This is a genomic window from Coleofasciculus chthonoplastes PCC 7420 (assembly GCF_000155555.1).
Lineage (GTDB): Bacteria > Cyanobacteriota > Cyanobacteriia > Cyanobacteriales > Coleofasciculaceae > Coleofasciculus > Coleofasciculus chthonoplastes_A.
Window position 1 is genome coordinate 1 of the sequence record NZ_DS989857.1, and the last position, 23,137, is coordinate 23,137.

Consider the following 23,137-nt stretch of genomic DNA (forward strand, 5'->3'; position numbering starts at 1 on the left):
TAGCATTAATTTGGTTTGCTTACCTAGAAATGGGGAAAACCATCACCATTGCTGCACCAGGAGCCGCCAGCATGGTGCTTGCAGAACCAACCTTGAATCAAATCAAGCAAATGTCCTTCCAGGAGCAAACCCAAGTCATGTGTGACTTGGCAAACCGCGCCGATGCGCCGATTAGCCGCACGTATGCCAGTTGGTCAGCTAATATCAAGCTTGGCTTTTGGTATCAGCTCGGACAATGGATGGAACAGGGAACAGTCGCGCCTATTCCCGAAGGCTATCGCTTATCCGCCAATGCATCCGCCGTGCTACAAGCCATTCGCAACCTTGATCCGGGACAGCAAATTACAGTGCTGCGAAATGCAGTTGTGGATATGGGGTTTGATCCGAGTAAGCTAGGTAGCTACAAAAAGGTTACTGAGCCGATTGTTCCGCCTAAGGACATGTCCCAACGGACGTCGGTGGCGATCCAGGGAGTGGACAACCCGACGGTGTTGAGCTACATGAATTACATGAATGCCAATGACTTCGACGCCCTGATCCAAATGTTCACCGATGATGGAGCGCTGCAACCTCCGTTCCAAAGACCGATCATTGGTAAAGATGCCGTGTACCGCTTCTTCCGGGAAGAATGCCAGAACCTGAAGCTGCTGCCGGAACATGGCGTTTCTGAACCGACAGAAGAGGGGTATACTCAAATCAAAGTCACAGGTAAAGTTCAAACGCCTTGGTTCGGTGCCGGAGTAGGAATGAATATGGCGTGGCGATTCTTGCTCAACCCTGAGAACAAAATCTACTTTGTGGCAATTGATTTATTAGCCTCGCCGAAGGAGTTACTCAACTTGGCTCGCTAAAGCCATCCTGAGTAGGGGTAAACTGTAACAAGTTGTTAATGATCGAGCGAACACTCCCTGCTCGTTTTGGGAGTGTTCATCATACTGGAGAATGCAAGTAAACGAAATTATTTGGTCTGAAGCCGAGCAGCAAATTGCCAAAGATGCTTTTGAGAAAGCCTATCAACGAGAAACGAATGCTTTGATCACACAGGTGCGGGAATACGCCAGTGGAATTACTGAACTCGATGAGGTTTGGCGTCTGCACGATTTTTTGAGTGCAAGGCGGCATGATATTGATGGTAAGTACGACTACGACTATTCCGCTCTCCTGTTTCTTTTCGCTAGGTTAGTTAAAGAAGAGTGGCTAAAGCTGGAAGATTTGAGCGGCTTAGATCAGAGTAAACTGGCTAAAATAAATGCCTTGGCTCAGATGTAACGTTATTTGGTTGGGCTGAACCTTGTTATTTGTCATTTGTCATTTGTTCCCTATTCCCTGTTCCTGATTAAAAGAATTAACACAGGGATTCAATTGTTTCCTACACCCCACACCCTAACGATATCTCAAGTAGCTACCCGCCCCTTCAGGCTTGACAGTTTAGCGTGACGCGATCGCATTTAGCATTTCCACAACCTGATCACCTCAGCTATTGTGCTGATTGAGAATCCGCGATTCTACCCTGTCCGATACCGCACCCGTTCGGTTAGCCTCGAAGAGACAATCACCAGGATAAATAAAAATTTGCTAGCTATAGCGATAGACAACGAATAGGGGAATGATTAAAATCGAATCTAAGGACGATTCGTTCCTGTTCCCTGATCACCGCGAGGGAGTTACGATCTGCATGAATAAAAACGGGTTAATTCTGGGTGCGCTTAGCTTTGGGGTGGGTTTTGGGCTGAGTTTTTCAGTCGAAAGAGATATCAAACGCGCCGCGTTAACGGGACTGATTACACTCCCAGCTACGGCTACGGGAGTTGCTGTTGTTGAATATCGACGTAAGCGACAGGTTTGTGATACTTTATCTGGGCTGCAAGCACAAGTTGCGGAACTTGAACAACGCGAACACCAGCTTAATCAATCTTTATCTCAGCTACAGAATCAAACTCAAACCCTTGATCAGTCTATCGCTACTGCAACCACAGAAAAACAACAGGTAGACGCCAGTCTCAATACTGGGCAAACTGAATTAGAGCAGCTACAAACCCAAGTGGCAACTCAGCAACGCCACAAACAAGAGTTAGAGCGAGCGATCGCAAGTCTGACACGTCAAAAACAGGAACTCGAACAAGACTCGGCGCAACTTCACACCCAACTCCAAGCGCGACAGGATCAAGAAACGACACTGAATTATTCCCTCAGCGCAATTGCGGCTGAAAAACAGCGTGTAGAAGCGAATATCGCCTCTCTAAATGATGAATTTAATCAATTGCAAACTCAGGTGGCTGAGGAAGCCAAACGACAGGCAGATATTGAGCAAGAACGGCGGGAATTGGAGCAACAGCAGCATCAATTAACGTCAACGTTAGCTCAACTCCAAGACCAAATCGCCGCCCAAGAGATTCAACTCCAAGAACAGGCGGAGTTGACAGCTCAAAACCAACACCTTGAGCAAGAAAGACAACGCCTGCATCATCAAATTGGCAAGCTTCAACACCAGGAAACCGATTTAAATCAATCCCTGGCGAGAATTGCTGCTCAAGAACAACAAGCCCAAGAAAATCTCAATTTATACCAGATACAACTCAATCAACTCCAAGACCAAATTGCGGCACAAGAAACTCAAACGTCACAATTGAGTCAAGAGTTGGCAGATCTGGAACAGCAGAGACATCAGTTAGAAATCTACATCTCGAATTTAGAGAGCCAAATTGATACGTTAGAGCAGGAACGAACTCAGCTCAATCAGTCTTTGACAACCGTTACTGATCAGCAACAGGATGCAGAAAATAGCCTGAATGCCTTACAAACGGAAATCTCTAGTCAACAGCAGATTAAAGCGCAACTGACTCAAGAATTAGCAGCACTGGCGTCACAAAAAGAGCAGTTAACCGAACAACGGCGACAACTTGAGATTCCCCCGCAGCCAAATCCAGACAAACCCATCTCTGTTGATACCCGTGATAAAAAACAAAAATCAACCCCTTTACCCCCTATATCAAGCCGAAGTTCCCAGAGTAAAATTACTGATATTGACGTTGATTTCATGAATGCTAAATACACAAAACACCTCTGGGAAGAGCAAATCTTACCGCATTGGTCTCATCGCGATCGCCCGACTGGACAGAGATTTCTGGGTAGCATTCGCATCGAACGCACGGCTAGCGATCAATTGCTCGATATCGTGGGTCAAAACTTGCAGCAACTTGACCGAGTAACTTACAATTCGCTGCATAACGAATTTTACGAGTTGGAGCAAAATTGGCTCAAAGTTCTCACCTTTGCTCTCTCCGAATATGCCTATTACTATTCCAGCGAACGGTTTTGGCAAGGCTTCTGTGAGCGGTTAGAAATTCATCACAATCAAGGGGTGGAAAATGCCCTGCGTCAAGTTGTCGATGAAGGGATTAATTTACTCGGTTTAGTCCGGGCGACTGGGGGATACAAATATGTTTCCACCTTATGGTTACAAAGTGGCGTTCCTGAACAAAACTTGGGTCACTTTGCCCAACTGGTTCAGGAAATTGCTGACGATTATGGCTGGTGGGAACTGGCTCACACCTCAGCGGCAGATCTGTCCCCAGCTCTACTCAATTTTTGCCAGGAAAACTATCCGCAATGGGGTACATTGATCAACTTCCTCAATGCTAGCTATTCTGAGGATGGAGAGACTGAACCTATCTCCGGACAACTGCTTCAAGGTATTGCAATCATTGCCCAAGAACTAGAACGTCAGGGTGTTTCTCCCTCGGCTTTGCAGAATGAACATCAGCGAGAAGAGCTGTTAGGGAGTTATTACTTACCCCATAACTTCTTCCTGCGAAATTGGAACGCTCTGATTCAAGTCTTAACCCCAAAAACGGGTTCGGGTCAGAGTCGAAGTTTGGTACGTCGGCGTAGTCAGCCCCTAGTTCTTAGTTTAGATGTTATTGATACGGGAAACACGCAACTGATACTCCCGGAGCAAACCTTATGGAAACCAGAATGGCGAGATTTGCGGGAAACTTACTGTCAAATTCCGGAAGCGAATTGGGAGGACACGATTCCCAGAGTTGGAGATTTAGAGATTCCCGAACTGGCAATTGATGTCAATCAAGCATCGGAAGATTGGAGTTGTCAACTATTAGACCACAATCGAAAATCCTTGCTCAAATGGCATTATGCTGGGATTACCCGTGACTTCCCCTGTCTGGTATTTGATGCCGTGACAGGCGATCATCTGCCGTTAAATCTGCCTAATCCGACGATTATTGGTGTCGAAGAGATTATCTGCTTCACTCCCAAAGAGTTATCACTCCAATTTGCCCATGGAATTGAGGTTTTAGATAGCTGTATTCCCTCGAGTATTCGTGGCTGGCGAGGTCAACAAATTGCGCTAACCGCCCCGGAATCGTCTATTGTATTAACGGTAGCGGAAACGGAGCAATCCCAACTGATTCACTGGAGGTTAGCGGAAGCGGAAAAGCCCGTCTTGCGAGGGCTAAAGTTGAAAGGGAAAAAGGCGATTTATATAGAAGTACCTACGTTTTGGTATCCTCCTCTGGAGCAACCCCTAACTCTCAATGTGCTAATCGAAAATATTACAGAGAAATTTATTATTGCGCGAACCATTGAAACTCTGTATCCTAATAATCGCTGGGTGGCTATTCCTCTAAACCAGTGGATTACTGAACCAGGTAGCTACGAAGCTAGTTTCTGGTTTGAGACTCAACGCTGGTTCTATCGGTTTGAGGTGCAATCGAATTATCAGGTAGATCAGGTTCCTGAGTTGAATAAACTCAAGATTCGCAGTCGTTCTGGGTTGACTGAAACGGATTTGCCGATTAAGCATGATGCACCAGAAAAGTTTTGGGCGGAAACAATTACAATTGAGGGGTTATGGACGTTAGAGGAGGTTGTTTTATTTCTGTCTAATCGAGAGGATAAAATTCCCTATCATTTACAAGCCGATGCGTCAGGCTCTTTAACCATTGATTTGCCCACTTTACATGAATTACTCCCCGAATCGAACTGGTATGCGCTGGACTATCAACGATTGGGGTTAGAACCGCAGCGATTGCTGGAAATGGATAGCTCCCAGCAAGAGGTGAGTTGGACGTGGGGGAATCAAGGGATTCAACTTTCGGGATTGCGCTCAGGGGATTTGTATACCTTGTCGTGTTGGAATTTACTCTTACCTGACACAAAGCCGAGAGAAATTAAAATTCCTTTAGGAACCGAACCGACAGGAATAATTAAAGTTCCGTTAGAACTACCAACAGGAATTTATTATATTCAGCTTTTGAGTTCTCAGCAGTTACCCCAGACTCTGGGATGGTGGTGTGGAAGCAATCAATACGATCTACCGGAAGACACGAATGAGAATGAGGCGATGGAAAATTACTGCTATACGATTCTGGATCAGGAACCGACGCCAAACTTTATCGAGGCGGTCAAAAAACTGAATCCAGATTTCGATATCCAGCAGATACAAGCCGGAATTGCTAGCTTAGAAGAACACCGCTATAATTTCCCTGAATGGTTAAATCCCGATGCCTTAGTTAGCAAGCTTAAAGGACTGTTAAACGTTTTGGAATTACCACCAGTACAACCTATCCAGCCGCCCGACTCACCGCCGCCTGTAGAACCGAAGCCGTCAGCACCGCCGCCTGTTAGCGGAACGTGGTACTTGGTTAATGTTCGCCACAAGAAACGTGATTTATTTTTGAGATGTCTGAATGCGGTGATTGAACAAAATAAACTGCAAGACCTGATTTTAGCCGTGGAAACCCCTGATGATTCCGTGTACGAAGATATCGTTTTACTAAATTTGGCTAATTTCAAAGCAGTACGAACCCCTATTCAAAGCATTGAATCCTGTCAGCGAATCGAACCGAAACCCTTACCCTCCGCCCATGTCAATCGTATGTTGGGAGCCAGATAATGGATTTTGATCCGATTACCCGATTGCTGAGTAATCACCGAAAACCGGGTAATCCAACCATACCGACAACGTTAACCAAACAGCAGCTTGTGTCCCTGTTGCGATCGCGTCTCTCCCCGAACCAGTCGTCAGAGGGGTTAACCCAGGAGATTCAGGAGGCGCTGAGGGAGTTACAAGCCCAAGGTGAGGTCTTAGCTGGGAGTCGAAATCGTTACAGTATAGCTCCTCCCACGGTCTTAGCTTTGGCGCGAGATAATGTGAATGGGTTGCTCTTTCGAGGCGATCGCGCTTATCTAGCGTTGGCTCACCAAGCCCTGAAAACCGAGCAACGGGAAGATGAATTACGCATTCGCCCGAAATTACATCGTTTTAACCACATTCGCAACCGCCTACAGCAAGTTGGGATTCGCTTACTGACTGTTGACGATAGCATTGAACATTTACCCTTACCTCGCTCGCCCTCGCCAGCGGTGTTGCGCTCTCCCTGGTTCGTTAACCCCTTTACTGACGGTGGGATGATTTGCCACTATGTCCCTCAACCCGACAGGTCTCAAAAAGAGCGTTGGCTACCCGCAAGTTACCAGAAATTGTCAGATCAGACCTTGCTACAGCTTCCCACAGGAGACTATCTCTGGTTTGCCGATCGCGCTTTCTATGAGTTAGAACCGGATGTGGCTATTTTGGCGATGTTCTACCAAGACAGGGAGGCGGGATGTCCCCTGAAAATTCAATGGGATGAACCTCAGGGGAGACTCAATCTGGCTGGCGTGATTCTACCAGGGACTTATGCTCGATGGCTCTGGTGTCTTTCGGAACCGGATACCCAACGGTATAGAACTCGATCGTTTCAATCAACGAACTACCCCCTTGTCAAGAAAGCCTTTGAACGCTTGGGATGTATTTTGGTATGAGTCATTACCTTGACCCCATTGCTGCGGTGGAACAGCCCCGCCAAGACTTGATTCGTTACTTGCTCACTGCTTATCCGCTGCGTGATCCACATTTGCGTTTCGGGTTGAAGCAACAGCTAGAACAGCAACGGGTGGTTTGGCAACATCCCTACCTGCAAGGCTCTCAGCCCTATCGACCTGCTAGCAGTGTGAGAACATTGGTTGATCAGGGTGTTCTCCATTCTGACCTGGCGAAACTTTTCCAGCCCAGCGATCGCGCTCTCTACGAACACCAGGAACGGGCGATTAAAGCAGTTATAGCACAGCAACAAAATATCGTTGTGGCTACAGGTACGGGTTCCGGGAAAACCGAGTGCTTCTTGATTCCGATACTGGACAGATTGCTCAAAGAGGGAGACAGACGGGTTCAGAGTGGGGTGCGGGTGCTAATCCTGTACCCGATGAACGCCTTGGTCAATGACCAGGTGAAGCGCTTGCGTCAACTGCTGTGTCGTCAAGACACACCCAGAATTAAATTTGGATTCTACACCAGCCGGACGGAAAAACAACAAAAAGGCGCCTTAGAATCCTTAGCCGCCGAATTTAAGGCTTACGAACCCGAGGAACTGCAAAAGCTATTGACCGCCGCCGAAAAGACTCGGTTAAATCTCAGCACTCGCCAGCAATTAATCCAGCAGGCGATCACCAAAACGCAACAGGTGCAATTGTTGTCACGGGAAGAGATTTGGGAATCGCCGCCTCAGATCCTAATTACCAACTACTCCATGCTGGAACACATGCTCATTCGTCCTGTGGAGCGAGGGAAAATCTTTGAGGCTTCCGCAGACACGTTCCAGATGTTAGTCGTAGACGAGGCGCATACTTACAATGGCTCGACGGGGACTGAAGTGTCGATGCTATTAGAACGTCTCAAGGCGGCGGTAGGCAAAGAAAAAACGGGACAGGTTCGTTGCATTGCTACCAGTGCCAGTTTAGGTGACAAATCCGTTGATCAGAACGTTGTTACCTTTGCCCAAGAGCTTTTTGGTGAACCGTTTACTCAAGTCATTCGGGGCGATCGGGTAACGGCAACAGAACGGCTCGGTCAGCCCTATTCCTTGCCGCCGGAAATGACGGATACAGAGATTTTAGGCTATTTAAGTATTCTGGATCTCCCTGCTCCTGATGCCCCGTTGACGGTGTGGCGCGATCGGCTGAGTGGTATCGTACCTGCTGAGATAGTAAAGGAAGCCGAGTCTCAAGCTGAGGGAGATATCCATAAGTTCCTCATGGCTACCCTGAAACGCCATCCCCTCGTCCATCGACTGATTGACCTGCTGAGTCGCCGTCCTCAGCCTTGGCAGCAAGTTGTCCAATCTAGCCAACTATGGGGCGTCAATCTACCGCTTAACTTAGATGGTACAGTTGATGATACAGACGCGAAATTGGCATTGGCTCATTTACTCCAGTTAGGCACGCTGGCTCGTAACAATTCCGATGATTTACCCTTACTGCCCGTTAGACTGCATCTGCTTTTCCGTAGTCTAGAAGGACTTTATGCCTGTATTAATCCTGAATGTCCCGGTGCAGTGCGTGACCCCAACTGCTCACAGTTATCCCGATATGGGCGGCTTTATCTCAACTCAAAGACAACCTGTGATGATTGCCATTCCCCCGTGTTGGAATTAGGCAGTTGTTCCCAATGCGGTCAAGCCTATACCTTCACCCAGCTCAATAATTCAGGAGAACTGCAACCCCTACCCAGAGCAACGGCTCGACTCAGAGATAATCCCAGAATCTACACTCTCACATCTGGCAACTTAGACAGTATTACCGAAGAAGACGATATCGGCGAAACGGAGTCAGAACCACCGTCGGATTCGCCCAAAACATTAACTATTCTCGCCCAACGCGATGGTTGGATTGGTAGCCCTTCACCTGAATCATTCCCGCCAACCGTTACAGGAACGGGTAAATTTCATCTAGCATGGCATCGCCAGAAAGGTGATAAAAATCTCGACGGCTGCTATTTACCCAAATGTGCGGCTTGTGGTTTCCGGTCAATTCGCGCTCAAGCCATCAATCGGTTTGTGGCTTACACTGATGAACCGTTAGAGGCAATGATTGATAGCCTGTTTGAATTATTGCCTGAGTCGAAACCAAGCCCAGAAAGCGCCTCAAAGCGGAAATTATTAACCTTTTCCGATGGGCGCCAAGATGCTGCTTTTTTTGCGTCTGATTATCAACGCAATCATACAGAAAAACTCTATCGGCAGATGCTGTATTCAGCCTTACAGGAAGTCAAAGACGCCGATGGGGTTGCCTCGGTTAACCAAGTTAGCCATAAATTGCGTGATAAATTCTTAAACATTTCGATTCCCCATCCCGACCGAAATTCCCAACTCAATTATCTCAGTTATGTTCCCGGAGATGAGACTCAGGAACGACAAAGTAAGCGAGATTGCCAAGACCGAGCCGAGTCTCGCGCTAAGGAAATACTGCTGCGAGAGTTTGCGCTCCCCTTTGCTCGTCGTTCGGCATTAGAATCCTTTGGGATTTTAGCTTGTCATGTTGAATTAGAAGATGAGCGACTGATCCGTTCGGTTGCGGATAGATTTCACATCTCTGATACAGAAGCTGAAATTTTCCTGATCGGGTTGCTAGATATCATTCGTCGCACGGGGATTGTCAGCATTGACGGGGCTTCGCAATATTTCCCGGAAACTGGAGGAGTACAGGGCGGCCGACGCGAAATGATTGACGCCCAAGGACGCTCCAAGAATTACCTGTTTTTGGAAAAATCAGCGGATGAAATGAAAAAATACAAAGACTCTCCTGCTTTTATGCCGAAGTGGAAAAAAGATGGGACAGTCAGCAAAGTTCAGAATCGATTGGGGTGGTACTATTTCCAAATATTTGGCGAAGGATTTCCGCAAAAAGAAGATTTTGTCTGGCTGTTTGAACAGCTCAAATCCTTTGGTTTACTCGTTAACGCCCAAAAGGGGTATCATCTAAACTGGAATCTGCTCAATATTATCGAAACTGAACAAGACTGGCATCAGTGCGATCGCTGTCAGCAAATTTTCCATGTTCCCGGTTTATCGGAGAGTCTAGAGCCAACCCTCAATATAAAGGGATGTCCGACGTTTAAGTGTTCCGGTCAGCTCCAGCCCTATCAACCGGAGAAAATTAAACAGGCGGCAAATGAGCATTATCTCCAATATCTAATCAAAAATCAGCCGCCGTTGCCCTTGCGATCGCAGGAACACACGGCTCAGTTGGGTGTGGGTGAACTGGAAAAACGGGAAAACCGCTTCCGTCGTGGTCAAATTAATTTACTAAGCTGCTCGACAACCCTAGAAATGGGCGTTGATATTGGCGAATTGCAAGCCGTAGTTCTCCGTAACTTCCCACCCCACGTCAGTAATTATCAACAACGAGCCGGACGAGCCGGACGGCGTACCGATGGCGTGGCAATTACTCTCATGTATGGGCAACGGCGTCCTCACGACCGATTCTATTTTGAGCAGCCAGAACAGCTAATTGCAGGTAGCAATCAAATTCCCAAACTTGATGCCAATAATTTCCAAATTCAGCAGCGCCATATTCGCGCCGAGTTACTGGCTGATTTTCTTAAGTCTCACGGTGTCGGGGCGGAGGAGGTGAAAATTGCTGACTTCTTTGATTTACCCCAAAATTATACGGTGGCGTCTACAGATTTCCAGCCACCTGCAACTTCACTTGCCGATAAGCTGCGAGAATGGTTGAATAGTGACGAGGCTGAGGCTATCGCTCAATCCTGGATTGACCGACTGAAGAGTTCGGGTACAGCTCAAACCGTTCTGAATCAGTTCCTGGACGCGATTGCCTTGTTCCAGCAAGACCAGCTAGAAGACTGGAACGGACTCATGTCGCTACTCAAAACAGTTCAAGAAGACATTAGCGCACAAAGCGATCGCAAACAACGCCAAGGACTAGAGAAGCGGCGCGATCGCATTGAGGATGAATTAGATAAAATTGCCAAGCGCCGACTCCATGATCAGTTAGTTCAAGCCAGTGTACTACCAATTTATGGTTTTCCCATTGATGTCGTTCGCCTGCTTACAGGTGAAAGCAATGAATACAAATCCTCTCAGGGAAGGCATCGCCTAGAGCGCGATCGCCGCCTTGCTTTGGGTGAATATGCTCCGGGTCAGGAAGTGGTGGTTGATGACCGAGTTTATAAGAGTGTAGGTATTCTGCGACCGGGAGAACTGGAACAGAGATACTATTGGGTGTGTCAAAACTGCAACAACTTTCACGCTTCCAACCAACCAGAAACCGTGGAAGACTGTCCGGTTTGCCGAAAGCAGCCCAGCTCCGCCGCCGCCCAAAAAATGAAACTGTACAAGATTCCCAAAGCGTTCACCACCGACTGGACAGTCACGCCCAAAGTCACCCCTTACACCAAACCCCAGCGCCAGCCAACTTCTCAGGTTTTCTTAGCCAATGATGGACAAAATCTAGAGGAGTTGTCAAATTCAGGTCTTTATTCCCTCACCGTCAGTCAAAGCGGAAAATTCTTTCTGGCTAATCAAGGATTGCTGGGAAATGGCAAGGGATTCAGCAAGCAAGGGTTTGCCTTATGTACTCGATGTGGCTGTGATCTCAGCAACCAAGTGCAAGAAACTCGTCAAACTAGGGGTAGGAGTAAAAGCAGAACGTCGAGAAGGGCGTCTCGATCATCACAACGACCCACTCACAAGCACCCAATTACAGGTAAGGAATGTCAGGGAAATTATGAACTGACCCATCTAGGGCATGAATTTCTCAGTGATTTACTAAAAATTCAGTTTGACCGCTCGACAAAACCCAGTCCTCTGTTTGGCGAGGTGATTCATTATGGCGATGATCGCACGGTTTCGTCCGTAGCAGAGAATCCCGTCAATGGTTTGGATTTTTGGCGCTCCCTTACCTATGCGTTACTCGCCGCCGCCGCACGAGTCATCGATGTGCCGCGCACCGAACTCGATGGACTGTTTCAACCACTAGCTGATGGACGGGCGGAAATTATCATCTATGATAACGTTCCGGGAGGAGCGGGGTATAGCAGACGCATTGCTCACTGTTTTCCAGATGTTTTGCAGAAAGCCTACGAGTTAGCCGCATCCTGTAGCTGTGACAGCAGTTGTTATGACTGTCTGAGAACGTACTCCAATCAGCCATTTCATGCTCAGTTAAACCGTCATGTCGTCGCCAATTACCTTCAACCTCTGGTAGAGCAGGTTAAACCTAACTCCGAACTGCAAAACTTTGCCGCCAATGCCAATCGGCTGACTTTATCTCAGGTAGCAGAACGATTATCACCATTGTGCCGCATGGCTAGTTCCGCCAGCATCATTTATCTGCCCAAGTTAATTGATGAGTTTGACTTGAATAATGGTTCACCGTTATCTTGGTTAAATCTCTTGAGCGATGCCGTCTATGCAATGCAACGCAGTGGGATGCCGTTGGAATTGATTGTCAATCAGCTAGCCGATAAAGGGACTGTTTCCCCGCCGAGCCAACAAAATTATTTGCCAGTCCTCCAAAAACGACTACAGCAGTGGATAGACCAAGGTTTACTCAAGCTGTATGAGTCATCCTACGAGGCTAAGGCTTTACCGGTTTTATGTTTCAGCACTCAGCAGCCGAATCGGATTGCACTTGCACTTCACCAGCGTTCTGATCAGGAAACAGTAGAATGGTTTCAAACCCAAAGCGCTGAAGGCGTCGAGACAGTCGAGAGCCGATTACAAACGCTGCGATCGCAAGCTAGACTTGTCCCAGCTTCAGAATTGGCAGACCCAGATACCGTTGTCGTCTTCCCAGAACCTAGCTGGGGTGAACTGAGTTTGCCACAACTGCGACAGAAACTGGGAATAGACGGTATTTTGGCAAGTCAGGTGAAGCAGGTATTCTATCGCGATCGCTACTTGAATGGTCAAAGGGCAAAATTCCTCGCCGAACTCTTGCAAGGGGAGGGACTCTCGGATAATTCTCAGGTAACGATTTTAACGCTGGAAACGTCACAATCGCCATCGGCTTCTGAACTCAAAGCTGAATTAGAAGCAGCGCTGATTGGACTGAAGGCGATAGAAATTCAACCTAAAGTTACAGTTCAACCCCGCCATCGACGCTCTGACTTTCCCCATGCACGAGAATTAGAAATCCAGGGACATGATCAGCAAAAGTACAAGGTTATTTTTGATCGAGGACTTGACTTTCTGGAAAAGGTGGAAAATCGTGAAACGTATCGCATCAAACATTCCACCTATATAGCCATCATCAGGCAACAATAAAACCTCTCACGTCCCCGATCAACACTGTAATATTGAACTAAACTAACTGGGCGATCGCACGATTGAGCCGTGCTTGTACTACCCGATCCGACTCTTGAGTCAACGCCTGCTGTAAGGGAGGCATAACTTCTGGTTGGGCAATATCTTGTAAGGACGCGATCGCAGCATAACGCAGCGCCCAATCCTCTGGCGTCAATAACGCCCAGGTCAATTTATCTATGGCTTGACGAATAATGGCGGTATCCTTGGCTAAACTGCCAATTCGCCCTAAGCCGCGTGCAGCGACGCGCCGGACATTTCCTTGACAGTGATTGGCGACGGATGTGCCAATGACGTCCTCTAACAAACTCAGCGCCTTTGGATCACCAATTCGCGCTAACGCCTGAATGATATGGGCTTGCACCGCTTGGTCACCAGAGGCTTCAAAGGCAGCAATTAAAGGATTAACGCTGGCTGACCCCAATTCCACTAACCCGTCTACGGCGGCGGCTGGTACAGCCGGATGATGATGACTTAATCCCTCAATTAAGGCTGTAATTACATCATCGCTAGCACGCTGCGGGTGATCGACTAACTCATGAATCGCTTCTACGGCTTCGTTAGGCGTAACAGCTTGTTGTAATTTTTGTCCGTTGTTATTGGTCATTGGTCATTGGTCATTGGTCATTGGTCATTGGTCATTGGTCATTGGTCATTGGTCATTCGTCATTGGTCATTCGTCATTGGTCATTCGTCATTCGTCATTTGTAAATTCTCTCCCTCATCTCCCTCTGCTTCCCCAGCTCCCTCTGCTTCCCCAGCTTCCCCAGCTCCCCCAGCTTCCCCATCTCCCCTGCTATAGCTGAATTAACAACTGATCAATGGTGTCCATCAGAAACTGGCATTTATCCGGCTGGTTTGATTCGGCGTCCGGATCACTTTCTAAGATGGCTTCTAACATTCGCTTGATATTCAGCAGCTTTAAACTATTCGGCACCTTCGCCTGAATGATCGCCTGCGCTGCGGCTAAATGACCGATCGCGCCTAGGTCAAACATCGCCGCCCAGCGCAGATACATATTCGGATGATCCAAATTCTTGATGATTCGCTCAATATATTGCGGCTCTTTTGTCAATAGATATAAATACCGAGCTGCCGCACATTGAACCCGTTCCGACGGATGGGTTAAAAAGGGGTCAATCTGGGGACGGGCTTGCCAAACTTCTAACGTGCCTAAGGCTTCAATCAAAGCCTCATAGGGTTGCTCGGCTTCAGCGTTTAGCAGATTCAGCAAGGGGGAGATAGCTGTGCGATCGCCAATCGCGGCTAAAGCCTGAATAATCGCCTCTCGAAGGCTCAGATCCGGACAATCTAAGGCAGCAATTAACGCGGGTACAGCTTGGGGATTTTGTAACTCACCCAATGCTCGCGCCGCCTGACGTCGCAAGGGATATCCACCTGCTTGAGTACGATAGGCTTCATCTTGGAGAGCTTCACATAGCACCGTCCACGAGTCCTGTACTTTATTCTTACCCAACCACCACGCGGCATAATAGCGCAACTGATTATCGTCTCCGTTTAAGGCTGCGATCGCAGTTTCTGCCGAACTTATGGGTTGGGGGGGAGAAGCGGTAGTCATTTATACAAAAAATTGGAGATCTAAATCGCTTTTTATTACTATGTATTTTAAATCGAATGGTACTGAAAAGCGTGCATTTAGGGAGCGCTAAAACCTTTGATATACCGTAGGATGGGTTGAGCGAAGTCGAAACCCACCAGCCTTCTACCTTGCCGCCTTCTACTATAAACAAGATTCGGGTCTGGGGGATAGACAATAACTGCTTATCGCCTATCCTCCAGACCCGATACAGGCTAGTACAAGGGAACTCAAGGAGAGCCTACTATTACAAACCCGCTTGTGGTTTGTGTAGATCTGTTCTCAAACATCTCGACTGAATCCATGACTTCCCAGGTAGCCGTACTGGTTTCTAGCTCAAAGCATTGATGGCATAGTTGAGGTAAATGTTCGCTTCACCTGCAACATCTCCCGATAAACCATGATTGTCACGGACAAATTCGAGAGCTGCCACATACCAACTCGACGACAAACCGAGAGCCGCATTGAATTCTTTAACGCCAGCAATCACATATTCATCCAGTGGACCCGTTCCACCGACTACGCAGCAGTAGCTGATCACACGCAAGTAGTTGTTAATATCCCGCACACACTTGGACTTGCCTTCTGGAGTTGAGGCATATTGGGGTCCTTCCATTTGAGTGGTGTAGGGGAATTTCTGATAAACATGATTAGCAGCAGCTTCAGACCATCCCTGACCATTATCAGTAAACGCTTTGGCAGCATCCAGACCCGCCTTCGCCCGACTGAAACGACCAAAAATGGCTTGCATTTCAGTATTAGTCGGATAAGAACCGCGCACGTCAGCGGCAGCAATCGCCTCGGTAATTGGGGTTTTCATGAGTATCTTTGTTCTCCTAAATGATTGACTTGGTTAAGTTGTCAGATTTAATTTAATTGTCAAAAAGCCGTTTACACTCGACCTTAAGCAACGGCGGCTGCTGCTGTATCAAAGTAACCTGCTAACTCAGACATCAGAGCGCTGCAATCTCCTTGGGTAATGCCATTGGGGTCATTGGCAATAGCGATCGCGGCATCTTTCATCTTGCCAATCCCGGATGCTACAGCATCTCCTGGTGTTCCTAGGGCTTGGTAGGTTTCCTTCAGACCATTCAGACAACGGTCATTCATCACACTGGCATCTCCTGCCACCATGGAGTAGGCGACATAACGGAGAATAAAGCCCATGTCCCGGATACAAGCGGCATGGTTACGATGATGGTCACAAGCACCACCGGGGGCGAACACTTGGGGACGTTCAGCCACTAATTCTCGGTACGCATTAGCGACGATCATGGAAGCGTTACTGGTGATACGGTTAACCGTATCTAAACGCTTATTGCTTTCCGACACCATCGCTGAAAGTGCGTTGATTTGATCGCCACTCAGATAGGCACCACTTTTATCGGCTTGCTCTACGACTTTGGAAAACGCATCAAGCATCTTAATTAATATCTCCTAGCTAAACGTTGTTTGAACGATTGATCGAGATGGCGAGATTCGCCGGAGTCTGGCATTGGGTCAAATCCAGCCCTGAAAAAATTTATCGGATCATCGTGGTTCAATTGCTCAAGTGGCTGCACTATTGACTTGACCAATACGACACCTTGAGAGTGACTCTGGCAACCGTTTCACCGCTTGCACAACAATCCGCAAATCCTCGACTTCAGGGAAAGCTGGGTTTTGCCCCAAATAATCCATCTGTTTCTTTATACAATAGGCTGAATATTTTTAAGCGTTAAAAAATATTAAGTTGCATGTCATTGTACATGATTTTGCTCAAACCTTCTCATAGAAAGGGCTAAGAATGGTTCGTTTGATTAAAAAATTTACATTTTGAAAACTAATCAGCGATTTGAAGTTTACTTTTGTTAAGACTACGACGCCGAAAACTTACGGGCATCTCTTATTTCCCAACGCCTTGAGCCTTCTATTCCCGTCTGGCACATCATCTCACTCAACGTAATCTTTCTTAATAGATAATGATGTTAAGGGGTAGGGGATTATCGTGGCTTTATAACGTTAAGACCAAATTGTTTTGTGATTACACAAAAGTCAGGCAGCAATCTTTAGTAAGTATATTTGCTTAAGTAATTATTACCAAAGTTCTGAGCAAGGCGATGAAGAAGGGGATGAAGATCTCCACCCCTAGACAGAACTCGGCAATGAGGTTGTAGCGTAATCCGGAAATCTGTAACCCTCTGGTCATGCTAGTTTTAGCAGTTTGGGCATCCTCAGGATTGGCGAGTTTGATCCGCCAAGGATTAAAAACTTAACAATTTGTAACAAATAAAAACTCAACATCATTGTATAAAAGTAACCTGAAGGGTAAAGATGACAGGTAAATGTTAACCAAAGCACCAAACAACCGTTATTTGGGGGGTTCTCATAATCAGCCGGAAATCTTCTCAGGTTTCTTGACGCTCCGTTTACGTTTTCCTTCTTAGAACGTGATTGGTATCTGTGAGAACAGACCCGATGAGGTGTTAAGGTTTCACTGTCTCGACCTAACCTGTCTAGATTTAAACCCTAGACTCAACCAAGCAAAGGAGGATTTGAGTTCATGTTTGATGCATTCACCAAGGTGGTAAGCCAAGCTGATACGCGAGGCGAAATGCTGACCGGCTCTCAGATAGATGCTTTGAATGCAATGGTTGCTGAAAGCAACAAGCGGATGGATTCGGTTAACCGGATCACCAGCAACTCTTCTAAGATCGTTGCTGATGCGGCTCGTGCTTTGTTTGCGGAACAGCCTCAGTTAATTGCTCCTGGTGGTAACGCCTACACCAGTCGTCGGATGGCGGCTTGCTTGCGGGATATGGAAATCATCCTGCGCTATGTTACCTACGCAATTTTTGCCGGAGATTCCAGTGTACTGAACGATCGCTGCCTAAACGGTTTGCGTGAAACTTATGTAGCGCTGGGTGTACCCGGAGCGTCTGTTGCTGCTGGCGTGCAAAAAATGAAGGATGCCGCGATCGCAATGGCAAATGATCGTAACAATATCACTCCTGGTGATTGCAGCGCTTTAATGTCCGAAATCGGTAGCTACTTTGACATGGCTGCCAACGCGGTTGCCTAAAACAAGGTAAAACAAAGATTGCCTGTTGAAGTTTCAACTTCATCAACACGTTTGAAAAAGTAAGCAAAAGATTAAGGAGATATCTCGACGATGAAGACGCCATTGACAGAAGCAGTCGCCGCTGCCGATTCACAAGGACGTTTCTTAAGCAGCACCGAAATCCAAGTTGCTTTTGGTCGGTTTAAGCAAGCTCAAACCAGCTTACAGGCAGCTAGAGCCTTAACTGACAAAGCGCAAATGCTGATCGACGGTGCAGCTAACGCGGTGTACCAAAAGTTCCCCTACACCACTCAGATGCAGGGACCGAACTATGCTTCTACTCCCGAAGGAAAAGCCAAGTGTTCTCGTGACATTGGTTACTACCTGCGGATGGTAACCTACTGCTTAGTTGCAGGTGGCACCGGTCCGATGGATGAGTACCTGATTGCTGGGATTGATGAAATCAACAGCACGTTTGAACTGTCTCCTAGCTGGTACATTGAAGCCCTCAAGTACATCAAAGCTAACCATGGCTTGTCTGGCGATCCTGCCGTTGAAGCCAATTCCTATCTTGACTATGCGATCAACGCCCTGAGCTAGATTGATCGCCTTGCCCGGAAAGGCAAGCAGTTGTTAGCAAAAAGGGTTAGCAATTGTTTGCGTTTCCGGGTATCGTTTTATTCATTTTCAGGGAGGGTTAAGATGACAAGTTTAACGGCAGCAAGGCGGTTAGGAATTGCTGCATTTGCGGAGTCTCCGAAAGTGGAGCTGCGTCAAAATTGGACAGAAGATGATTTGCAATTGGTGATCCGAGCCGCTTATCTACAAGTCTTCGGTAACGATAACTTGATGGAGTTTGATCGGTTAACCAGTGCGGAATCACTGCTGCGCCACGGAGAAATAAGCGTTCGCGATTTTATTAGAACTCTGGGTCAATCGGAACTATACCGGGAAAAGTTTTTCTACTCCACTCCACAAGTGCGATTTATCGAACTGAATTATAAGCACTTTTTGGGACGAGCGCCCTACGATCAGTCAGAGATTGCTTATCATACTGACTTGTACAATCAACAGGGGTATGAGGCGGAGATCAACTCCTACATTGACTCAATGGAGTATCAAGAGAACTTTGGCGAGTCCATTGTTCCCTATCCAATTGGATTTGAAACCCAACGTAATCAGAAAACCGTGGGTTATAGCCGGATCTTCCAACTATTTGGCGGATTAGGCAGTAGCGATCGCACTCAGCCGGCGGGGAATCGTTCTCGTCTGTTGCGGGAAGTCGCATTGAATACCTCGTCTCCTATCTACGCTGATCCGCAAGGACAGGCGATCGTGGGTACTCGGGGCGGAACTCGCGAGCAGATTTATATCGTGCGGGTAATTCAAATCCCCAAACCCGGACGCATGACCCGAATCCGCCGCAGTCAGACGGAATATTACGTCCCTTACGAACAGCTTTCCCAAAAGTTACAACAAATCAATAAGATGGGCGGTAAGGTGACAGACATCATACCCGCTTAAAGATTTCAGCATTGGCGTTTAATTAGGAGACATTTAAGTGGCTATTACAACAGCAGCGTCCCGATTAGGGACAGAAGCGTATAGTAATTCAACTCCGGTAGAATTGCGTCCCGATTGGGTTGAATATGATATTCAAGCGGTTATCCGTGCCGTCTACCGTCAACTGTTGGGTAATGACTATGTGATGGCGTCTGAACGCCTAACCAGTGCCGAGTCACTGTTGCGGAACGGGTATATCAACGTGCGCGAATTTGTGCGTTGTGTTGCCAAATCGGAACTTTATAAAACCAAGTTTTTCTACGGCAATTTTCAAACTCGTGTAATTGAACTCAATTACAAGCACCTATTAGGTCGCGCACCTTACGATGAGTCTGAGGTAATTTACCACCTGGATTTGTACGAAACCCAAGGGTACGACGCGGATATTGACTCTTACATTGACAGTGAAGAGTATCAAGAGAACTTCGGCGATTATATTGTTCCGTATTATCGCGGTTTTGCCACTCAACGGGGTCAGAAAACCGTCGGGTTTACCCGTATGTTCCAACTGTATCGCGGTTATGCCAATAGCGATCGCGCTCAGTTGGCAGGAAGTGAGTCACGTCTGGCGACTGATTTAGCACAGAATTTTGCTTCAGCCGTGGTTGGACCATCGGGTAGCAATGAAGGCTGGGCATATCGCCAGTCGGCGAAGGGTGAAACCCCAAGTAAAGCATTAGGCGGTCCTGTTCCCTATGGCACACAAGGCAAAGTGTATCGCGTCGAAGTAGCGGGGATTATTAATCCCAGATATCCGAAAGTGCGTCGCAGTAGCAAAGCCTTCTTAGTTCCTTATGAGGAATTATCCAACAAACTCCAACAGATTAACCGTCTAGGGGGTAAAGTGGCGAGCATTACACCAGCTTAGTCCAAGCAGGCAGACGTTGACGTCTGCTATAAATAGGCAGATTGAACCGATCTGAACGGATCAGATGGGACTGGGGACTGGAGAGATTAGGACTAGAGAGAAAATAGCGGAAATCGTTATATTATTTCTAATCTCCTAACTCTTGAGACTCTAGTCCCATTGGTATGTTGAGTGAGCAGACAAGTTGAGAATTAAGCCAGATAAAAATAGCTGTTTATCGGTCTAAATCAGAAACTTGGATGATTGATAATTAAATTAGTTAAAAAAGGAGAATTGATTACTATGCTAGGTCAAGTAGCAGCAAGCAGTGCGCCTAACAGCCCATCGGGGAGTCGTTTCTTTACCTATGAAGTCACAGGTTTGCGTCAAAACGAAACCAATGACAAAAATGAATACCCTTTTCGCAAAAGCGGTAGTGTTTTCATTAAAGTGCCTTACAATCGCATGAATGAAGAAATGCGCCGCATTACTCGGATGGGAGGAACAATTGTCAATATTCATCCCGTGAATTCTGATAGTTAGTTGGCGGATCAAACAGAAGGCTGGTAAACGGTAAGGGGTAAGGGGAAATACTATGCTCATTATCTGTTACCGATTACCAGCTTAGGAGGAACAGTTTTGAGTTTTGAGTTTGTAGGGGCGGGTTTTACTACTATCGTTTCTTACTGAACCCAGATATAACTAAACCCGCCCAGACGAGTGAAGGACATAAGACAAATGACATAAGACAAATGACATAAGACAAATGACATTTGTAACTGAACAATCGAGTGGTGGCGAGTCTTTAACAATAGAACAAGCACTGGCGAACCTCAAGCAAAGGGATGATTTAAGTCTTTGCTATTATGCCGCGTGGTGGCTGGGAAAATTTCGGATTCGAGACGCCGCTGTAATCGACGCCTTGATTATGGCGCTAGAGGAAGAGGCAGATCGTACCGAGGTAGGCGGATATCCCCTGAAACGCAACGCAGCACGGGCGCTGGGGAAGTTGGGCGATCGCAAAGCGGTTGTGCCGCTGATAAACTGTCTAGACTGTTCAGATTTTTATGTGCGGGAAGCCGCCGCGCAGTCGTTAGGAATGTTAGGTGATCCCGTTTGTAGTCCTCAGTTAATGGAGTTATTAGAAGGGGGGATAGAGGCGGCTAAACCCGTACCCGGATCACCCCACTTAGCACAACCGTATAATGCCGTCATAGAAGCATTAGGCAGTTTAGGGGCAAAAGAGGCGATCGCATTAATCGAACCCTTTTTAGAGCATGATCAAGAACGGATACAGTACGCCGCTGCACGAGCCATGTATCAGTTAACCGAGAATCCCGCCTATGGCGATCGCTTGGTGCAAGCCCTGAAGGGGAAAAAGTTACAATTACGACGGGCTGTACTAGCGGATTTAGGGGCAATTGGCTACTTAAAGGCAGCGGATGCGATCGCCCAAACCTTAGCGGAAAATAGTTTAAAGCTCATTTCCCTCAAAGGGGTATTAGAGCATGAAGTAAAAAACTCCGCCAGCGAATCGGTTCAGCTATCAGAAGGAGCCATCCATGTGATCAAGCTCATGGATGACTTGCTGTAACCTTGTAACCAATGACAAATGACAAACGACCAAAACCTCATTCAAGCTGTTGAACAAGCCGATTCTTCCCCTCGCTTACTTGCTGCGGTGCGAACCTTAGCCAATGCCAAGATAGAAGCGGGGATACCCACATTAATTGCAGTCCTCAGTTATAACAACCCCGGTGCCGCCGTCGCCGCCGTTGATGGATTAGTGCAATTAGGAGACGTGGCGGTAGAACCATTACTCAACCTGCTTGATGAATATAACTATGGGGGAAGGGCGTGGGCGATTCGAGCCTTAGCCCAACTTGCTGATCCCAGAGCCTTAGACACCTTACTGAATGCGGCTGAAACCGACTTTGCTCTAAGCGTGCGTCGTGCAGCAGCGAAGGGGTTAGGAGATATACAATGGTCAAAATTGTCTCCTGAAGAGATTCCCTCAGCCCAAGGGCGAGTGCTGAAAACGCTACAGGTAACCTCATACGATCCCGAATGGGTGGTGCGTTATGCTTCCGTGGTAGGGTTGCAAGGATTAGCCACAGCGGTAGCCGAAACACAACCGGATTATTGGCAACAGATTATCGCTCATTTTGAGCAACTGATGAAAGATGAGTCAGATTTAGCAGTTCGCACCCGCGTACAATTCGCCTTAGCGCAACTGCAACCGGAAATGGCAAAAGCTGGGTAGGTGGTAGCACTGGCTATCGCCCATCAAACCGTAAAATTTATTCCCCAATTTTAGCTGTGCCACGCCAGTATGTTGGCGGAGATTAACTATGTTGGCGGGGATTAACGTACCTTTCCCGCTATCGTGTAGATGAATACGTTGTTTGATACAGTACCCCTGAGTTTTACCCAAGGTTTAATCTGTATTGGTGCTGGCTTCCCGGTGATTATTATCGGAGCCTTGTTAAGACATTTTGACTCTCTTGAGTAAGAAGTGAGTCAACAAATAAATGAGACAACGAATACCCCGACTACGCTAAAAACTATAGCTTGGGCAGACGCTCAGTTACCCGACTAATTTTCTGAACAACTTCAACAAGGCGATTGCCCTCAACATGAACTTCTGGGGTTGGATAGTTTTGCAACGTCTCAATTAGAGTAATTTTTCCATTCGGTAAAGCCGAACTCATCAAAGCGCCTCGTAAAAACTGGCGATTAGCCCGATTGGTAGGCGTATGAATGACTTGGCTGGTTTGATCCAACAGTAATTTCCCAGGGACGCTATTGAGTACCCGATGAAGCAGGATTGGATTTACAGCCACCTCTTTTGTCAAAACTTGCCGCAACTCTGCTGGTTCTTTTACAGAAGTAATTTTGCTTATTTATATTTCAAATATTGGATATTT

At 47.1% G+C, this 23,137-nt stretch carries 18 protein-coding genes; 12 read left to right on the forward strand and 6 right to left on the reverse strand.

Annotated elements, in window-relative coordinates; translation table 11 throughout:
• The 5 genes from MC7420_RS21965 to MC7420_RS21985 form a co-directional block, all read left to right on the forward strand.
• Positions 1-851: orange carotenoid-binding protein (locus MC7420_RS21965; protein WP_006103118.1), on the forward strand; the 851-nt coding region annotated here is incomplete at its 5' end.
• Positions 852-942: 91 nt separating this feature from the next.
• Entirely contained in the window at positions 943-1,269 is a 327-nt protein-coding gene (locus MC7420_RS21970; RefSeq protein ID WP_006103148.1) for a hypothetical protein, read from the forward strand.
• Between the two features lie 406 nt (positions 1,270-1,675).
• A complete protein-coding gene (locus tag MC7420_RS41740) occupies positions 1,676-5,914 on the forward strand; it encodes a hypothetical protein (RefSeq protein ID WP_006103282.1) in 4,239 nt (1,412 codons plus the stop codon).
• Positions 5,914-6,825 carry a hypothetical protein gene (locus tag MC7420_RS21980; protein WP_006103183.1) on the forward strand — a complete coding sequence of 304 codons (912 nt, stop codon included), beginning with the start codon at positions 5,914-5,916 and terminating at the stop codon, positions 6,823-6,825. Before MC7420_RS41740 ends, MC7420_RS21980 begins: the two co-directional genes overlap by 1 nt.
• Entirely contained in the window at positions 6,822-13,124 is a 6,303-nt protein-coding gene (locus MC7420_RS21985) for a DEAD/DEAH box helicase (protein WP_157453274.1), read from the forward strand. Before MC7420_RS21980 ends, MC7420_RS21985 begins: the two co-directional genes overlap by 4 nt.
• Positions 13,125-13,161: 37 nt before the next feature.
• Here the strand turns inward: MC7420_RS21985 and MC7420_RS21990 are convergent, their stop codons facing one another.
• The 5 genes from MC7420_RS21990 to MC7420_RS43460 all read right to left on the reverse strand — a co-directional run bounded on the left by MC7420_RS21990 (position 13,162) and on the right by MC7420_RS43460 (position 16,440).
• A complete protein-coding gene (locus MC7420_RS21990) occupies positions 13,162-13,770 on the reverse strand; it encodes a HEAT repeat domain-containing protein (protein ID WP_006103103.1) in 609 nt (202 codons plus the stop codon).
• Positions 13,771-13,959: 189 nt separating this feature from the next.
• Positions 13,960-14,742: a HEAT repeat domain-containing protein gene (locus MC7420_RS21995; protein WP_006103224.1), complete on the reverse strand. Its 783-nt coding sequence runs from the start codon at positions 14,740-14,742 to the stop codon at positions 13,960-13,962.
• Between the two features lie 349 nt (positions 14,743-15,091).
• Positions 15,092-15,580: a phycobilisome protein gene (locus tag MC7420_RS22000; protein WP_006103226.1), complete on the reverse strand. Its 489-nt coding sequence runs from the start codon at positions 15,578-15,580 to the stop codon at positions 15,092-15,094.
• 83 nt (positions 15,581-15,663) lie between these two features.
• A complete protein-coding gene (locus tag MC7420_RS22005) occupies positions 15,664-16,182 on the reverse strand; it encodes a phycobilisome protein (RefSeq protein ID WP_006103164.1) in 519 nt (172 codons plus the stop codon).
• Between the two features lie 126 nt (positions 16,183-16,308).
• On the reverse strand, positions 16,309-16,440 hold the full coding sequence (locus MC7420_RS43460) for a hypothetical protein (protein WP_269546324.1): 132 nt from the start codon (positions 16,438-16,440) through the stop codon (positions 16,309-16,311).
• Positions 16,441-17,302: 862 nt separating this feature from the next.
• Between MC7420_RS43460 and MC7420_RS22010 the strand changes: the two genes are divergently transcribed.
• The 7 genes from MC7420_RS22010 to MC7420_RS22040 all read left to right on the forward strand — a co-directional run bounded on the left by MC7420_RS22010 (position 17,303) and on the right by MC7420_RS22040 (position 22,473).
• On the forward strand, positions 17,303-17,821 hold the full coding sequence (locus MC7420_RS22010) for a phycocyanin subunit beta (RefSeq protein WP_006103271.1): 519 nt from the start codon (positions 17,303-17,305) through the stop codon (positions 17,819-17,821).
• A 90-nt stretch (positions 17,822-17,911) separates the two neighbouring features.
• Positions 17,912-18,400 (forward strand): phycocyanin subunit alpha, encoded by a 489-nt coding sequence (cpcA, locus tag MC7420_RS22015; RefSeq protein WP_006103299.1) that lies wholly within the window; start codon positions 17,912-17,914, stop codon positions 18,398-18,400.
• A gap of 102 nt (positions 18,401-18,502) precedes the next feature.
• Positions 18,503-19,324, forward strand: a complete 822-nt coding sequence (locus tag MC7420_RS22020) for a phycobilisome rod-core linker polypeptide (protein ID WP_006103229.1) — start codon at positions 18,503-18,505, stop codon at positions 19,322-19,324.
• Positions 19,325-19,361: 37 nt separating this feature from the next.
• Positions 19,362-20,231, forward strand: a complete 870-nt coding sequence (locus MC7420_RS22025) for a phycobilisome linker polypeptide (protein ID WP_006103263.1) — start codon at positions 19,362-19,364, stop codon at positions 20,229-20,231.
• A 282-nt stretch (positions 20,232-20,513) separates the two neighbouring features.
• On the forward strand, positions 20,514-20,753 hold the full coding sequence (locus MC7420_RS22030; protein ID WP_006103152.1) for a phycobilisome linker polypeptide: 240 nt from the start codon (positions 20,514-20,516) through the stop codon (positions 20,751-20,753).
• Between the two features lie 223 nt (positions 20,754-20,976).
• Positions 20,977-21,804: a HEAT repeat domain-containing protein gene (locus MC7420_RS22035; protein WP_006103241.1), complete on the forward strand. Its 828-nt coding sequence runs from the start codon at positions 20,977-20,979 to the stop codon at positions 21,802-21,804.
• Positions 21,805-21,822: 18 nt separating this feature from the next.
• Entirely contained in the window at positions 21,823-22,473 is a 651-nt protein-coding gene (locus MC7420_RS22040) for a HEAT repeat domain-containing protein (protein ID WP_006103195.1), read from the forward strand.
• A gap of 301 nt (positions 22,474-22,774) precedes the next feature.
• Here MC7420_RS22040 and MC7420_RS22045 read toward each other — a convergent pair whose 3' ends face one another.
• Positions 22,775-23,113: an alpha/beta hydrolase gene (locus MC7420_RS22045; protein WP_157453275.1), complete on the reverse strand. Its 339-nt coding sequence runs from the start codon at positions 23,111-23,113 to the stop codon at positions 22,775-22,777.
• Positions 23,114-23,137: the final 24 nt, after the last annotated feature.

What these genes read in the sequence shown, in the direction of transcription:
- MC7420_RS21970 (WP_006103148.1), top strand. Translation starts at nt 943, where the DNA reads ATGCAAGTAAACGAAATTATTTGGTCTGAAGCCGAGCAGCAAATTGCC.
- MC7420_RS41740 (WP_006103282.1), top strand. Translation starts at nt 1,676, where the DNA reads ATGAATAAAAACGGGTTAATTCTGGGTGCGCTTAGCTTTGGGGTGGGT.
- MC7420_RS21980 (WP_006103183.1), top strand. Translation starts at nt 5,914, where the DNA reads ATGGATTTTGATCCGATTACCCGATTGCTGAGTAATCACCGAAAACCG.
- MC7420_RS21985 (WP_157453274.1), top strand. Translation starts at nt 6,822, where the DNA reads ATGAGTCATTACCTTGACCCCATTGCTGCGGTGGAACAGCCCCGCCAA.
- MC7420_RS21990 (WP_006103103.1), bottom strand. Translation starts at nt 13,770, where the DNA reads ATGACCAATAACAACGGACAAAAATTACAACAAGCTGTTACGCCTAAC.
- MC7420_RS21995 (WP_006103224.1), bottom strand. Translation starts at nt 14,742, where the DNA reads ATGACTACCGCTTCTCCCCCCCAACCCATAAGTTCGGCAGAAACTGCG.
- MC7420_RS22000 (WP_006103226.1), bottom strand. Translation starts at nt 15,580, where the DNA reads ATGAAAACCCCAATTACCGAGGCGATTGCTGCCGCTGACGTGCGCGGT.
- MC7420_RS22005 (WP_006103164.1), bottom strand. Translation starts at nt 16,182, where the DNA reads ATGCTTGATGCGTTTTCCAAAGTCGTAGAGCAAGCCGATAAAAGTGGT.
- MC7420_RS43460 (WP_269546324.1), bottom strand. Translation starts at nt 16,440, where the DNA reads ATGGATTATTTGGGGCAAAACCCAGCTTTCCCTGAAGTCGAGGATTTG.
- MC7420_RS22010 (WP_006103271.1), top strand. Translation starts at nt 17,303, where the DNA reads ATGTTTGATGCATTCACCAAGGTGGTAAGCCAAGCTGATACGCGAGGC.
- cpcA (WP_006103299.1), top strand. Translation starts at nt 17,912, where the DNA reads ATGAAGACGCCATTGACAGAAGCAGTCGCCGCTGCCGATTCACAAGGA.
- MC7420_RS22020 (WP_006103229.1), top strand. Translation starts at nt 18,503, where the DNA reads ATGACAAGTTTAACGGCAGCAAGGCGGTTAGGAATTGCTGCATTTGCG.
- MC7420_RS22030 (WP_006103152.1), top strand. Translation starts at nt 20,514, where the DNA reads ATGCTAGGTCAAGTAGCAGCAAGCAGTGCGCCTAACAGCCCATCGGGG.
- MC7420_RS22035 (WP_006103241.1), top strand. Translation starts at nt 20,977, where the DNA reads ATGACATTTGTAACTGAACAATCGAGTGGTGGCGAGTCTTTAACAATA.
- MC7420_RS22040 (WP_006103195.1), top strand. Translation starts at nt 21,823, where the DNA reads ATGACAAACGACCAAAACCTCATTCAAGCTGTTGAACAAGCCGATTCT.